Origin of the sequence: Bradyrhizobium sp. AZCC 2176, from assembly GCF_036924645.1 — a bacterium.
Taxonomy (GTDB): Bacteria; Pseudomonadota; Alphaproteobacteria; order Rhizobiales; family Xanthobacteraceae; genus Bradyrhizobium.
In genome coordinates this window covers 5,609,848-5,624,897 of sequence record NZ_JAZHRX010000001.1, presented here as the reverse complement: position 1 = coordinate 5,624,897, position 15,050 = coordinate 5,609,848, and the positions used below count along the sequence as shown (strand labels likewise).

Genomic DNA, 15,050 nt, shown 5'->3' with positions numbered 1-15,050 from the left:
CCAGCCGCCGGCGTCTTAAAGCCCGCGGTTCGAAGCAGCACTGCCATATCAGCCGGCAACCACCGTGCCGTGGCCGGTCCCGCGCAGGATCGCGCCGATCGAACCCGGCTCGGCGATCGAGAATACGATGATAGGCAGTGACGTCTCGCGGGCAAGCGCGAATGCGGTCGCATCCATCACCTTGTAGTCGCCGGCGATCGCCTGCGAGTGCGTCAGCCGGTCGAAGCGCTTCGCCGACGGGTCCTTTTTTGGATCGGCGCTGTAAACGCCATCGACATTGGTCGCCTTGAGCACCGCCTGCGCTCCGATCTCGGCCGCCCGCAGCACCGCTGTCGTGTCGGTGGTGAAGAACGGATTGCCGGTTCCGCCGCCGAGCAGCACGATTCGCCCCTCGGACAGATATTTGTGCGCTGCACTGCGGGTGAACAGCTCGGAAATCTCGGGCATCACGAACGCCGACAGGGTCCGCGCCGGCGTTCCCTTGCGCTCGACGGCCGCCTCCAGCGCCAGGCAGTTCATCACGGTGGCGAGCATGCCCATGGTATCGCCGGTCGGGCGCGACACGCCGCGCGAGGAAACTTCCACGCCACGAACGATGTTGCCGCCGCCGATCACGACAGCCACCTCGACGCCGAGCTTCTGGGCCGCGATCAGGTCGTCGGCGATGCGGTCGATGGTGGGCTGGTCGATACCGAAGGAGTGGCTGCCCGCGAGATACTCGCCCGAGAGCTTGATCACGACGCGACGATAGACCGGCTCAGCCATTGCTTATCGCTTCCTTGTCCCGCGCAGGTGACCTCCGGCGCGATTGCGCCGGAAGACTGTGACCGCAGCGGTTACTTCTTGCCGCTGGCCGCCGCGACCTCGGCTGCGAAATCGGTTTCCTGCTTTTCGATTCCCTCGCCGAGAGCATAGCGCACAAATCCGGTAATCTTCACCGGCGCGCCGATCTTGCCTTCGGCTTCCTTTACCGCCTGGGCTACCGACTTGCCCTTTTCGTCGTGGATGAACGCCTGCTCCAGCAGGCAGACTTCCTTGTAATAGGTCTTCAGGCCGGACTCGACGATCTTCTCGATCACGTTCTCCGGCTTGCCCTGCTGGCGATACTTGTCGGCCAGTACGTCCTTCTCGCGCTTTACGACCGCGGGGTCGAGGCCGGACGGATCCAGCGCCTGCGGGTTGGTCGCGGCCACATGCATCGCCAACTGACGGCCGAGATGGGTGAGCTCATCGGTCTGGCCGGCCGATTCGAGCGCGACCAGCACGCCCATCTTGCCGGCGCCATCGATCACGGCGCCATGGATGTAGCTTGCCACCACGCCTTTGCCCACTTCGAGCAAAGCCGCACGGCGCAGCGTCATGTTCTCGCCGATGGTGGCGATGGCGTCCGAAATGGCGGTCTCGACCGTGACGTCGCCGACCTTCGCGGCCTTGATCGCTTCCACATCGCCGCCGACGCGCTGCGCGACCTGCGCGATCATCTTGACGAGGCCCTGGAACTGCTCGTTGCGGGCTACGAAATCGGTTTCGGAGTTGACCTCGACCACGACGCCCTTGGTGCCCGACGTCACCGAGCCGATCAGGCCTTCAGCCGCCACCCGGCCAGCCTTTTTGGCGGCCTTCGACAGGCCCTTCTTGCGCAGCCAATCCTGGGCAGCCTGCATGTCGCCGGAGGTTTCGGTCAGCGCTGCCTTGCAGTCCATCATGCCTGCGCCGGTCGACTCGCGCAGTTCCTTGACCATCGCCGCAGAGATCGTTGCCATCGTCGAATATCCTTCTTGCCTGCTAGCCGCGGGCGCGGCGCGCGCTTTGCGCCGTGCCGCCGTCAGCTCCAGGGAATGCCGTAATCTGGGGAGCAGAACCGGTGGCCGGAAGACCCGGCCACGCGGCGTACCAATTATTCCGCTTCCGCGGTCAGGGTCTTGGCCTGGGCGACCCAGGCATCGGCCCGGCTCGGAAGGCCAACCTCTTCGCCGATCTTGTGGGCGGTATCGTGGTCGAGCTCGGCGAGCTGCCAGTAATGGAAGATGCCGAGGTCGTTGAGCTTCTTCTCGATCGCACCCGACACGCCGGTAAGCTTCTTGAGGTTGTCGGCGGTGCCGCGCGGACCGGCCAGACCCTGGAAACCGGTCGGTTGGGGAGCTGCCGGAATCTCCTCGCGGGCCGGCTGAACGGCGGCGCCGATGTCGATGCCGTGGTCACCCTGGGCGCGCGATATGCCATCGATGGCGGCGCGGGCAATCAGGTCGCAATACAGCGAAATGGCGCGGCCGGCGTCGTCATTGCCCGGCACCACGAAGGTGATGCCCTTGGGGTCGGAATTGGTGTCGACGATCGCGGCAACGGGAATATTGAGCCGCTGCGCTTCCTGGATCGCGATGTCTTCCTTGTTGGTGTCGATCACGAAGATCATGTCGGGAAGACCGCCCATGTCCTTGATGCCGCCGAGCGAACGGTCGAGCTTGTCGCGCTCGCGCTGCAGCGTCAGCCGCTCCTTCTTGGTGTAGGAGTTGGCCTCGCCGGACGAGAGCACCTCATCGAGATGACGCAGGCGCTTGATCGAGCCCGAGATCGTCTTCCAGTTGGTCAGCGTGCCGCCGAGCCAGCGCGAATTGACGAAATACTGCGCCGAGCGCTTGGCCGCTTCGGCGACGCCGTCCTGCGCCTGGCGCTTGGTGCCGACGAACAGGATACGGCCGCCCTTGGCGACGGTGTCGGACACCGCCTGCAGCGCGCGATGCAGCATCGGCACGGTCTGGGCGAGATCGATGATGTGGATGTTGTTGCGGGCACCGAAGATGTAATCCTGCATCTTAGGATTCCAGCGGTGCGATTGGTGGCCAAAGTGCACGCCAGCTTCAAGGAGCTGACGCATGGAAAAATCGGGTAGCGCCATAGTGATAGTTCTCCGGTTGGTTCCTCCGGAAACGTGTGAGCAAACGAGCCTGACTGGCCCGGCTGCCACCGGACGGCCTTTGAGAGCCATGTTTCCGTGTGAGATGGCGCGCTATATAGCCGGATTCCAGCCAGAAGCAAGGAAATACGGCCGGATTTTCACCCTTCCAGCCCCGCGATTTAGGGCCGCCACGGGCCAGACTTAGGGGGCTGGCCCGTTATTCAATCAGCATCGAGCGCCCGGCAGGCACTTCCTGGCTGCCGCCGCCGGCGGAGGCGCAGCCGGACGCGGCGCTGGCGCAGCCATCCGGGGCGGCGGTGGTGCGGCCATCCTTGGTGGAGGTGGCGCGGCCATACGCGCGGGTGGCGGGGATGGCGCAGCCATCCTCGGTGGAGGTGGCGCGGCCATACGCGCGGGTGGCGGGGATGGCGCAGCCATCCTCGGTGGAGGCGGCGCGGCCATACGCGCGGCTGGCGGGGATGGCGCGGCCATTCTCGGCGGCGGGGCGGCCATACGCGGTGGTGGAGGCGCCGGAGCGACGCGGGCTGCTGGCGGTGGTGGCCTTGCCACGTGCACCGCGGACGGTGGCGGGGCTCGCCGCAGCTCAGGCTGCAATTGGGGTTTCGGTGCAACTGCAGCGGTGGGCTTTGGCGACGCGGCGGCGCCGGGCGGCGGCGCTGCGACCCTTGGCTGCTGGCCTGCCGGAGCCGTCGGAGCAGCCGCCCCGGTAGCGCCACGGGGCGCGGTCGGCGCGGCAGATCCTGGCGGCGACGCTCCCGGCACAAGCCTTGCGTTCGGATTGACTGCCCCCGGCGATACCGCAGCGCTTGGAGGCGCAGGCGGCGCGCCCCGGGCGCCGGGAACCGGCAGCGCATTGGTCCTCGGCAAAGGCTGGGTCGAAGGTAGCGTACCCGGCGCATTCGCCGGCTGCGTCGCGTTCGGCCTTCCGGTCTGCCCTGCCGGAGCACCGGGCAAACCAGCCTTCACCGCAGGATTGATCGTGGCGCTCGGCGGCACCGGTGCTTTGCCCTGCTGGATCAGCGTAGCCCGTTGCGCGACCGCAGGCGGCAACGTCGGGGTGGCGCCACCTTGCCTCGGCGCGACTGCCGCCGCCGGGGCGCCCGCGGGTCCGATACCCTTGGCGCCAATCCCGGCCACGGGTTGAGCTGCTTGAGGCGGTCTGTTGATGACGTTGTTGATGACGGCTCTGTTGTGGATATTGGCAAAGATGATGTTGTTCGGCGGCGGCGCCACATAGCGCGGCGGCCTCACATAGACTGGTATCGGCACAAAGAAAGGCTGCGGCAGGATGAACAGGCCGATCGGCGGCGGCGGTGGCTCCAGCACCACAAAGTCATCCGGCGGCGGCGGCAGGTAATAGACCGGCGGCGGTGGCGGCGCGACAAAATCAAACTCGGGATCGCCGAAGGCTAATACCGGCCGGTCGACATAGATGATCTCCTCCGGCGGTGGCGGCGGCACGTCGTAGTCGATGACGTCGAACGTCGGTGGCGGCTCGAGCGGCGCGGTGAGAATGGCAAGGCGGCGGCGCGCGTCGGCGGCGTGAGGCCCATTCGGATAGCGTCGCAGATATGACCAATAGGCGTTCGGCGTGTCGGCGCGGTAGGTGCGCCGCCACGTGATCGCTTCGCGCCGCGCCGCCGCGATCGCCCTCACCCGCTTTGCCATGGGATCGCCGGGATAGGCCGCGAGAAAATCCTCATAGCCTTGCAGCGTGTCGCGCTCCAGCACGGCGGCGTAGGCATCCTGCACGCCGAGATCGCGGATCGGCTTGTCGCGGATGGCCGCGACCTGATCCGGCGCCGCCGCGGCAGGCGCATCCGGGGCGCGCTCGAAGAACGTGAAGGCCGCATCGACCTTCTGGCTGTCCCAAGGCACCTGCGCGCCCTTGCTCGCTTCGTTGACGCGAAGTCGCACGCGATTGAACACCTCCGGCAGCGGCAATCCGCCGGTGCGGATCATCTCGGCCAGCGACTGGGCGTAGATGCCGTACGATCCCTGCTCGGCCGGCGCCACCGTTCCGGGCGCCGCGTTGAACGCGATCAGCATATGCGGGTCCGCCTCGACCAAAGCGAGACCGCCTGCGATCTGTCCGTTGACGAAAGGCTGCTGCCGCGCCGCATCCAGCACGACGATTCCGGCCTTCAGCGGCAGCGAGGCGAGTTGGCGGATGTAGTCGCCGGTCCGCAGCGCCTCGATCGGCACGTCGGTATCGCGGTTGATCGCGGAATCGACCGGCACGAAATAGTTCTCGCCCGCGAGCTGCAGCCCGTAACCGGCCAGGTACACCATCGCGACCGTGTCCGGCCCGGAGCTTTCGGCCTTCTGGATGAAATCGCGAAAACTCTTGCGCAGCGTGTCGCCGTCGAGATCGCGCGCGCCGATCACATCGAAGCCGGCCGCCTGCAAGGTCTGCGCGATCAGTCCGGCATCGTTGGCTGCCGTCGCCAGCGGCGACTTCACATAGCCGGCATTGCCGACCACCAGCGCAATGCGTTTTTCCGGCTGCTGCGCGGCGGCGGTGTTCGGATGTCCCGCCAGTCCGGACATCGCGACGAGACACACCGAGAGGATCGACAAACTTCTTGCTACCCGCATGGGATCCCACCCTGTCACCGCCCGAACGCATAGAACGCGCGTTGACCTGAACGTTTCTTGAACAAATACGCTCTCAACAAGGCATGGCGCCCCGCTCCACCCGGTTCCGGCACCGAAATTCGCATTGTCGCGGCGTCGCGACGGGCGTATCCTTCTCTCCAGATCGTGTTCGCCCGCATCGTGAGGCGACTGCGCGAGTTCCTCCCGGTGTGCGGATTGCCCATTCAATGGAGGAACTGCCATGACCGTTGCCCCGACCTTGCAGAAGTACCTGGATCAGAGCGTCACCTACGACCTGATCCCCCACGCCCCTACGATGTCATCAACCCGCACAGCCGAGGCCTGCCATGTGCCGGGCGAGGCGCTGGCCAAGGCCGTCGTGCTCCGCCGTGACGGCGGCTACATGATGGCCGTCCTTCCGGCCTCCCATCATTTGCATCTGTCGACCCTGAAAAGTCAGCTCGGCCATAAGGTCGACCTGGCGAGCGAAAAGGAGATCGCCGAGATATTTGTCGATTGCGACATCGGAGCCATCCCGGCGGTTGGCGAGTGCTACGGGCTGGACGTCATCGTCGACGACAGCATCGATGCGCGGCGGCACATCTACATGGAAGGCGGCGATCACGCCACGCTGATCCGCATGGAAGGCGCGCAGTTCGCGCGATTGACGGCGAAGGCCTGGCGCGGCCACTTCAGCACGCACGATTGATGTCGCTCGACCTGCGGACTGCGCCGCTGCGGTCGAACGATTTCAAGAAGAACGCCCCGCGCCTGTTCGCGGTCGAACAGGCGCAAGCCGTTCAAGACGCTTCGATCGCAAGAGGCCGCCGCTTCAGTGATGGGCCGCAACGCTCTTCACGTAGCCGGACATCAACTCGCCCGACGTAAAATGGCTGATGTCACCCAGGCTGATCATGCCGACCATGCGTTTGCTCTTGTTGATCACCGGTAACCGGCGAACCTTCAGCGTCTCCATGTGATGGACTGCCTTGGCAAGGTCATCGTCCTCCCGGCAGCAATGGATGCCTTCGGTCATCACGTCACGCGCCTGGGCACGGCTGGGATCGAATTTGCCGTTTGCAAGTCCTTTGCAGACGATGTCGCGATCGGTCACCATCCCGATCAGCTTGTCGTCCTCTCCGATCGGAATACAGCCGATGTCATGTTCTCGCATCAGCTTGGCGATTTCAGTGATGGGGGTGTCGGGATTGACCCAGTCGACGCCCTTGTGCATCGCGTCTTTAACTTTCATGGCGGACCTCCGTTACTGCGATTTCAGGTGATAATCACGTGATGCAGCACAGTTCCCCCTGGATTCGATTATACGCCAGATCGGCTGGGACGGAATCGAAAAAGGCAATGACAACTTCTTGAAGTCGGCGATGGCGCCGTAGCGCGTAGACGGAAGCGGGTCCGCGCGCTACGCCGTCCCCACCCTCAAGCCGGCAATGGCGCCTGATGCTGACACGTTTTGGCAGCGTGCCCTGATAGACTTTGGTCGGCTTGGTAACGGGGCGGATTAATGTCGCGCGCGCAGCGCCTGCTCGATCTCATTCAGCTTTTGCGTGGCTATCGACGTGCCGTCAGCGGCGCGGTGCTGGCCGAGGCACTTGGGATTTCGCTGCGCACACTCTATCGCGACATCGAAACACTCAATGCGCAGGGGGCGCCTATCGATGGCGAGCCGGGCGTCGGCTACGTGCTGCGTCCGGGATTCATGCTGCCGCCGCTGATGTTCTCGGAAGACGAAATCGAGGCGATCGTGCTTGGCTCGCGCTGGGTGGCGGACCGCACCGACGCGGCCTTGAGCGGCGCCGCACGCAGCGCATTGGCGAAGATCGCGGCCGTGCTTCCGCGCGACCTGAAAGATGGTCTCGATACCTCGGGCCTCTTGATCGGGCCGGCACAAGCGATCGCCGCAGGAGATGCCGAACTGCCGCTCATTCGCCAGGCGATCCGGACCGAGCGCAAGTTGCGAATTGGCTACATCGACGGCAGCGGACGCAGTTCAAAGCGGACCATCTGGCCTTTCGCCCTCGGCTTTTTCGACCGCGTGCGTGTCGTCGTGGCGTGGTGCGAACTCCGTGAGGGTTTTCGGCATTTCCGGACCGACCGCATCGGCAAGGTGCACGCGCTCGACAAGCGCTATCCACGCCGCCGTCAGGTTCTGCTGAAGGATTGGCGTGCGAGCGAGGGAATTGCCGAGCGCTGAACCGATTTCACTGCTGACGGTTTTTGGCAGGGTCATGCCCTACGCTGAACTGATGCCGGACGTCGCAAGGCGGCTCGGCGGCGATGTTCAAACGGGAGCCTGCCAATGCCAAATTTCAGCTTCGTTCTGCTCTACGTCGAGAACCCGCCGGCCAGCGCCAGCTTCTATTCCGATTTGCTCGGCCGGCCCATTGTCGAAAGCTCGCCGACCTTTGCGATGCTGCCGCTGTCGGAAGGCGTAATGCTGGGATTGTGGTCGCGCAAGACCGTGGAGCCGGCAGCCGCCGCGCAACCCGGCGCCGGCGAAGTTGCGTTCACCGTCGATGATGCCGCCGCGGTCGAGGCGACCTTTGCCGACTGGAAGAAGCGCGGGCTGAACATCCTGCAGCAGCCCGTGCAAATGGATTTTGGCACCACCTTTGTCGCGGCCGATCCCGATGGCCATCGCCTGCGCGTGTTCGTCCCGGCGGCGGCATGAGCCGCGCGGTCGGTTGACTACTATAGCGTCTGCACGTCCACCACGCCGGCCACCGCCTTGATCGCACCGGCGATCTGCGGCGAGACCTTGAAGCGGCCCGGCAGCTTCATCTCCACCTCGGTCTGGAGGTCGAGCATCATGACGAGCGAGACGTCGCCATCGGCACCACCCGATGGCGCGGGCGCGGGCTTCGCCGGCAGGCCCTTTGCCGCACCGTTTGGCGCGGCTTCCGGCATGTTGAGCCGTCGCGCGATCGATTCGAGCGGCTTGGTGTCGCGCACGAAAATACGCAGGCCCTTTTGCGTCTTGGCGGCGGCGTCGTCCAGCGGCTCGGCATGCAGCACCCGGGCGCGCACATCTTCGCCCTGCAGTTCGGCGCCGAGCTGCAGCAATACGGCAGCCCCTGGCTCCAATACGTCGCGATATTGCGCAAGGCCTTCGGAAAACAGCACGGCTTCGAAATGACCGGTCGGATCTGATAGCCCCATGATGCCCATCTTGTTGCCGGTCTTGGTGCGCCGCTCCATCCGCGACACCACGGTCGCGGCGACCCTCCCCGCCGTCGCGCCGGTCTTCACGGCGCGTGAGAATTCCGCCCAGGACTGCACCCGCAGCCGCTTCAGCACGGTCGCGTAGTCGTCGAGCGGATGGCCTGACAGGAAGAAGCCGATGGCGTCGTATTCGCGCCGCAGCCGCTCCGCCGGCAGCCACGGCTCGATCTGCGGCAGCATGATGGTCGGCGCGTCGGACGCATTGCCGAACATGTCGTTCTGACCGATCGTTGCGGCTTCGTGGCTGCGCTGGCAGGCGGCGAGAATGGCATCGGCGCCGGCAAAGACCCGCGCGCGATTCGAGTCGAGCGTGTCGAAGGCGCCGGCGGCCGCCAAGCTTTCGATCACGCGCTTGTTGATGGCACGCGGATTGACCCGCGCCGCGAAGTCCGCGAGCGAGGTGAAGGCGCCCTTCTTCCGCTCTTCCACGATCAACTCCACCGCCTGCGGGCCGACGCCCTTGAGCGCAGCGAGTGCGTAATAGATCGTATTTTCGCCGACCTCGAAGGTGGCGCCGGAACGGTTGATGTTCGGCGCCTCGACCTTGATGCCGAGCCGCTGCGCCTCGGCGCGAAATTCCGAGAGCTTGTCGGTGTTGTTGAGTTCGAGCGTCATCGACGCGGCCAAAAACTCCACCGGGTAATGCGCCTTCATGTAGGCGGTGTGATAAGACACCAGCGCGTAAGCCGCGGCGTGGCTCTTGTTGAAGCCGTAGTCGGCGAATTTTGCGAGCAGTTCGAAGATCGTGTCGGCCTGCCCCTTCGGCACGCCGTTCTTGACCGCGCCGGCGACGAACACCGCGCGCTGCTTTTCCATTTCGGCGCGGATCTTCTTGCCCATCGCGCGGCGCAGCAGGTCGGCGTCGCCGAGCGAATAGCCGGCCATCACCTGCGCGATCTGCATCACCTGTTCCTGGTAGATGATGACGCCGAACGTCTCCTTCAGGATCGGCTCCAGGATCGGGTGCAGATATTCCGGCTCCTCGTCGCCATGCTTGCGCGCGCAATAGGTCGGGATGTTGGCCATCGGGCCCGGGCGATAGAGCGCCACCAGCGCGATGATGTCCTCGAAGCGGTCGGGCCGCATGTCGATCAGCGCGCGCCGCATGCCCTGGCTTTCCACCTGGAACACGCCGACCACGTCGCCGCGCGCCAGCATCTGGTAACTCGGCGCATCGTCGATCGGCAGCGTCGCCAGATCGACCTGGATGTTGCGCTGCCTGAGCAGTTTTACCGCGACGTCGAGGACGGTCAGCGTTTTCAGGCCGAGGAAGTCGAATTTCACCAGCCCGGCCGGCTCGACCCATTTCATGTTGAACTGGGTCACCGGCATGTCGGATTTGGGATCGCGGTAGAGCGGCACCAGTTCGCTCAACGGGCGGTCCCCGATCACGATGCCGGCCGCGTGGGTCGAGGCGTGGCGCGTCAGGCCTTCGAGGCGCTGGGCGATGTCGAAGGCGCGCGCCACCACCGGATCCTCGTCGCGGAACGCCTGCAGCTTGGGCTCGCTCTCGATCGCCTGCGCCAGCGTCACCGGTGCGGCCGGATTTTGCGGCACCAGTTTTGTCAGCTTGTCGACCTGGCCATACGGCATCTGCAGGACACGGCCGACGTCGCGCAGCACGCCGCGCGCCTGCAGCGTTCCGAAGGTGATGATCTGCGCGACCTGATCGCGGCCGTAGCGCTGCTGCACGTAATCGATCACCTCGCCGCGGCGGTCCTGGCAGAAGTCGATGTCGAAGTCCGGCATCGAGACGCGCTCGGGATTGAGGAAGCGCTCGAACAGCAAGCCAAAACGAATCGGATCGAGGTCAGTGATGGTCAGCGAATAGGCGACCAGCGAACCGGCGCCGGAACCGCGGCCGGGACCGACCGGAATGTCGTGGGCCTTGGCCCATTTGATGAAGTCCGACACGATCAGGAAGTAGCCCGCATAGTTCATGCGGTTGATGACGTCGATCTCGAAGGCGAGACGATTCTGGTACTCCTCTTCCGTTGTGCCGGGCGACAGGCCATGAACCTGCAGGCGCCTGGCGAGCCCCTCCTCGGCCTGGCGCTTCAGCTCCCCGGCCTCCTCGCTTGCCGCGTCAGAGCCTGAGCCGGCGCCGACCGTGAAGCGCGGCAGGATCGGCTTTCGCGTCTTCGGGCGAAACGAACAGCGCTCCGCAATCTCGACAGTAGAGGCCAGCGCTTCCGGAATGTCGGCAAACAGCACCGCCATCTCGGCGCGGGTCTTGAAGCGGTGATCGGGCGTGAGCTGCTCGCGGTCGGTCTCGGCGATCAACTTGCCGCCGGCGATGCAGAGCAGCGCGTCGTGGGCTTCGTAATCGTCATTCGATGCGAAATATGGCTCGTTGGTCGCGACCAGCGGCAATCCCTTGGCATAGGCGAGATCGATCAGGCCGGTTTCGGTGCGGCGCTCCTTGTCGATGCCGTGGCGCTGCAATTCGATATAGAGGCGATCGCCGAACAGGCTCGCAAGCCGCTCGCAACGGGCGCTCGCAAGAGCTGCGTGATCGGCATGCAGCGCCAGCGAGATCGGCCCGTCGGGGCCGCCGGTCAGCGCGATCAGATCCTCGGCGTCGCCTTCCAGCCATTCGAGCTTGATATGCGGGGATTGATGCACCGGCGTTTCCAGAAACGCCCGCGAGTTCAGCCGCATCAGGCTGCGGTAACCGCGCTCGCGCGCCGCCAGCAACACGATTCGCGATGGCGTCGCGGCCAGCGCATTGCGCGCGTTCGGATCCTGGTCGCCGAAATCGACCGCGAGCTCGCAGCCGACGATCGGCTGGATGCCGTAGCCCGCCATCTTGTCGGAGAATTCCAGCGCCCCGAACATGTTGTCGGTGTCGGTCAGCGCCAGCGCCGGCTGGCGGTCGGCCTTGGCCAGTTCGCCGAGCTTGGCGATCTTGATGGAGCCCTTCAGCAGCGAATAGGCCGAATGAACGTGGAGATGAACGAATCCGGCACTGGACATGGTCGCTTAACGGGCTCTTGCATCATGGCGGGGAGCGATCATCGGCCGCTGATGCGTGCCGACTCGCACCGCAATGGTGATGCCTCAGCTTCGCCGAGTCCACGCGGAACGCGGGCTCAGCGCCCGCCATCCGGCTTTTCCCCAACCCGTCCGCTGGGACGTATCGAGGTCGGATCTGCCCGCACATCAAAGCTGGGGAATCACCTGCGCCCAGACCGCGATCATCCCGACAAACAGCGCAATCGACGCCAGCGCCGCCGCCTCTTCCACGAACATCCGCAACATGGTCCGACTCCACATTTGAGAACATATGAGGAACATTGTTCCTTTTTTGTTCCTGGAGTCAAGCGTCCGCAGCGGGTCAGGTTTGAGAAGTGACCCCGAAATGTTTCGCTTAGTTAACGAGACTCGCCCTACGGCGCTTCGGGCGGCTTGTCCTGCCGACCTTCGGTCTGTGGACGTTCAATAAGTTCGTATGAGGGAACGTGGGTGGACTCCAACCACGATTCCAGCGCAGCGCCGCAGATTGCGCAGACCGCGTCACCCGTTTGCGGTACCAAGAACTTCTCTTCAGTGCGTCTGTACTCGGCGCCGCAATTGCATTGAACAATTGTCGCCATCCGCGAAATATGCGCCTGGAACCGCCCGTTTTCCAGTCCCGGAAACCTGCCAGAATCAAACTGACCCACTACCCAAGGGGCGGCAGAACAGCTTTCGCGGACACATTCGCGATGGCTAACCGGGCCCGGCCTCAACCAAAAAAGCCCCGGGACAGCGCCCGGGGCTTCTCTGTTTTCGCAAACTTCGCGCGAGATCAGTACTTCGCGACGACCGGGCCGCCGAACTTGTAGTTCAGGCGGGCCGTGACGAGATCGACGTCCTGACTGATGCGTTCGTTGGCGAAGAAGCCGCCAGCCGGGTTGGTGAAGGTGTAGGTACGGTCCTGCATGAACAGGTGATTGTACTCGACGCCAACCGACCAGTTCGGAGCGAAGCCGTATTCGAGGCCGACGCCGACCACGCCACCCCAGCGGGTGTCGTCGTTGGTGGTGCCAGCGAGCGTGTTGGTGGCGACCGCAAACGCACGGTACTCGTTCGAGGTCACAGCCGCGCCGCCCTTGACGTAGAACAGGACATTGTTGGCGGCGTAACCGACTTGGCCAGTGAACAGGCCGAACGCGTCGATCCGCGACTCGTTGCGGAACCTCGGATCGGACAGAGCCACATTGCTGCCCTCGAAGTCGGCCCAGTTGCCCTGCGCTTCAACGCCGAACACCCAAGTGCCGGCCTGCCACCGATAGCCGATCTGGCCACCGATTGTGCCGCCCGACGCGTCATGGCAACCATCGGAAGCAACGCCGCCGGCAACCGGCAGGAAGTCCCAGCAGTTACGGCTCGAACCCCAACCGCCGTTGGCGCCGATGTAGAATCCGCTCCAGTCATACAGAGCGGCGATCATCGGAGGCGCCTTGGTGTAAGGACGCGCAGCGAGATCCGCAGCAACAGCCGGCGCAGTCGCGCCGAGCGCGATCAGACTGGCCGTAACAAGCAAAACCTTCTTCATTCTTTGTATTCCCGTTCCATTTTGACAGCCCCCAAGGCCGTGGCATGCTCATAGCATCGTTGGTTCGAATTGCTGTAACCTCACGGCAACAGCGCCCATGAAACGGCCTCAGTGTGAACCTAAGTTAATGTTGTGTTGCAGGCATTTTTCGAAACTTTGCGCCGCCGCCCGCCGCAAAAAATTCACATTCAGCTTTGCTGACGGTTTTGCAAGGTAGAGTCGCTTGACGGGACTGCGCGGGTGCGGCTTGTGTCGATGAGGAGATTCGAGATGCGTAAAGCGATTCTAGCCGTGCTGGCCGCGAGTGGATTGGCCGCACTCGGCGCCGCGCCTGCCGAAGCGGTCGGCACCCGATATCCGTTCTGCCTTCAGGGAGACGAGTATCCGGGGCTGAGCCACTGCACTTTCACGAGTTACGAGCAATGCCAGGCGACGGCTTCGGGACGTTTTCTCACCTGCATCGCCAATCCCTATTATATCGGCGAGCGCGAACCGCCGCCGACCGCGTATCGCCCGCTGCCTGGCCGCGCGCTGCCGCCTGCCCCCGGCTACGGCAGATACTGAGCAGCCCGCGTGCGCAATTGTGCGGACGCGAAGAAACATCCAACGCGCGAACGTGATTTGACGCGGACATGGGTGGATCGTCTGGTTAGTGACTGAAGGGCGGATCTGGACCGATCGCAGCCGCCAATCCCGAAGGAGATTCTGATGCGCATTCTGGCTGTGGCAATTTTGGCAATCGGAGCGGCCTCGGCAGCGGCACCGGCGCAGGCACAGACTTACGATCCCAATTATCCGGTTTGCCTGCATGTTTATGGCAGGATCAACTATTACGAATGCAGCTATACCTCCCTGCCTCAATGCAACATGTCGGCGTCGGGCCGCGCGGCGCAATGCATACTCAATCCCTATTTCGCACATGCATCTCAAGACCCGTCGGCACGCCGCTACAAGCGGTACCGCAACGGCTACTGAGCGTTTCTTCTTTGGTTGAGCAAGATCACCGCGCAAACGCGTTTCCGCGTTTTTCGCGAGGAAAAGCCCGACCACGCGCTATTCCAGTTCGACGACCTGGCCGTCAACCAGCGACACCCGCCCGGTCCATCCGGCCGGCCAGTTCCATATTATGGGTGGCGATCAGCATCGCAACCTGCGTCGCCTTCACAAGTTGCATCAGCGCCTTGAACACGTGATCGGCGGTGTGCGGATCGAGGTTTCCGGTCGGCTCGTCGGCCAATAGCGCGCGCGGCGCATTGGCAACCGCACGCGCGATGGCGACGCGCTGCTGCTCGCCGCCGGAGAGTTCGGCCGGCCGGTGCGTGACGCGATCGCCGAGGCCGAGATAGGCCAGGATCTCCTCCGAGCGCTTGATCGTCTCGGAACGTTTGAGCCCGCGGATCATCTGCGGCAGCATGACGTTTTCAAGCGCGGTGAATTCCGGCAGCAGCCGGTGCGACTGATAGACGAAGCCGATGTCGGAGCGGCGAATCTGGGTGCGGTCGATATCGGACAATTGCGACGTCGGCGTGCCCGCGACATAGACCTCGCCGTCGTCGGGGCTTTCGAGCAGGCCGGCGATATGCAGCAGCGTCGATTTACCCGACCCCGACGGCGCCACCAGCGCCACCGACTGCCCGGCCCACAGCGCGAGCTTGGCGCCGTTGAGAATGGTCAGCGTCGCCTCGCCCTGCCTGTACTCGCGTTTTATCTCGTGGAGATAAATAACTGGTACGTCTTCCGCCTCCTCGGCCATCT

At 64.3% G+C, this 15,050-nt stretch carries 12 protein-coding genes and 1 pseudogene; 5 read left to right on the top strand and 8 right to left on the bottom strand.

What is annotated here, in order from left to right; all coding sequences use genetic code 11:
- Positions 1-48: 48 nt before the first annotated feature.
- The 4 genes from pyrH to V1288_RS26425 all read right to left on the bottom strand — a co-directional run bounded on the left by pyrH (position 49) and on the right by V1288_RS26425 (position 5,515).
- On the bottom strand, positions 49-765 hold the full coding sequence (gene pyrH / locus V1288_RS26440; RefSeq protein ID WP_334359820.1) for a UMP kinase: 717 nt from the start codon (positions 763-765) through the stop codon (positions 49-51).
- A gap of 71 nt (positions 766-836) precedes the next feature.
- Positions 837-1,763 (bottom strand): translation elongation factor Ts, encoded by a 927-nt coding sequence (gene tsf, locus V1288_RS26435; protein ID WP_334359819.1) that lies wholly within the window; start codon positions 1,761-1,763, stop codon positions 837-839.
- Positions 1,764-1,897: 134 nt separating this feature from the next.
- Positions 1,898-2,896, bottom strand: coding sequence for a 30S ribosomal protein S2 (locus V1288_RS26430; RefSeq protein ID WP_334359818.1), 999 nt, complete (start codon positions 2,894-2,896; stop codon positions 1,898-1,900).
- A 225-nt stretch (positions 2,897-3,121) separates the two neighbouring features.
- Positions 3,122-5,515: a caspase family protein gene (locus V1288_RS26425; protein WP_334359817.1), complete on the bottom strand. Its 2,394-nt coding sequence runs from the start codon at positions 5,513-5,515 to the stop codon at positions 3,122-3,124.
- A gap of 241 nt (positions 5,516-5,756) precedes the next feature.
- Here V1288_RS26425 and V1288_RS26420 point away from each other — a divergent pair, with 241 nt between their 5' ends.
- The gene (locus V1288_RS26420) at positions 5,757-6,224 is read left to right on the top strand and encodes an aminoacyl-tRNA deacylase (protein ID WP_334359816.1); all 468 of its coding nucleotides are present in this window, start codon (positions 5,757-5,759) and stop codon (positions 6,222-6,224) included.
- Positions 6,225-6,347: 123 nt separating this feature from the next.
- Here the strand turns inward: V1288_RS26420 and V1288_RS26415 are convergent, their stop codons facing one another.
- Positions 6,348-6,767, bottom strand: coding sequence for a CBS domain-containing protein (locus V1288_RS26415; RefSeq protein WP_334359815.1), 420 nt, complete (start codon positions 6,765-6,767; stop codon positions 6,348-6,350).
- A gap of 270 nt (positions 6,768-7,037) precedes the next feature.
- Between V1288_RS26415 and V1288_RS26410 the strand changes: the two genes are divergently transcribed.
- Positions 7,038-7,727, top strand: coding sequence for a helix-turn-helix transcriptional regulator (locus V1288_RS26410; RefSeq protein ID WP_334359814.1), 690 nt, complete (start codon positions 7,038-7,040; stop codon positions 7,725-7,727).
- A 105-nt stretch (positions 7,728-7,832) separates the two neighbouring features.
- Positions 7,833-8,204 (top strand): VOC family protein, encoded by a 372-nt coding sequence (locus V1288_RS26405; RefSeq protein ID WP_334359813.1) that lies wholly within the window; start codon positions 7,833-7,835, stop codon positions 8,202-8,204.
- A gap of 20 nt (positions 8,205-8,224) precedes the next feature.
- On the opposite strand, the gene dnaE is transcribed toward V1288_RS26405, so the two are convergent.
- A complete protein-coding gene (gene dnaE, locus V1288_RS26400; RefSeq protein ID WP_334359812.1) occupies positions 8,225-11,731 on the bottom strand; it encodes a DNA polymerase III subunit alpha in 3,507 nt (1,168 codons plus the stop codon).
- Positions 11,732-12,545: 814 nt separating this feature from the next.
- A complete protein-coding gene (locus V1288_RS26395; RefSeq protein WP_334359811.1) occupies positions 12,546-13,295 on the bottom strand; it encodes an outer membrane protein in 750 nt (249 codons plus the stop codon).
- 270 nt (positions 13,296-13,565) lie between these two features.
- Here V1288_RS26395 and V1288_RS26390 point away from each other — a divergent pair, with 270 nt between their 5' ends.
- Both V1288_RS26390 and V1288_RS26385 read left to right on the top strand, forming a co-directional pair.
- Complete coding sequence (locus V1288_RS26390) at positions 13,566-13,859, top strand: DUF3551 domain-containing protein (RefSeq protein ID WP_334359810.1); 294 nt, start codon at positions 13,566-13,568, stop codon at positions 13,857-13,859.
- 144 nt (positions 13,860-14,003) lie between these two features.
- Positions 14,004-14,270: a DUF3551 domain-containing protein gene (locus V1288_RS26385; protein WP_334359809.1), complete on the top strand. Its 267-nt coding sequence runs from the start codon at positions 14,004-14,006 to the stop codon at positions 14,268-14,270.
- Positions 14,271-14,348: 78 nt separating this feature from the next.
- Here V1288_RS26385 and V1288_RS26380 read toward each other — a convergent pair.
- Positions 14,349-15,048: pseudogene (locus V1288_RS26380) on the bottom strand (ABC transporter ATP-binding protein).
- Positions 15,049-15,050 lie beyond the last annotated feature (2 nt).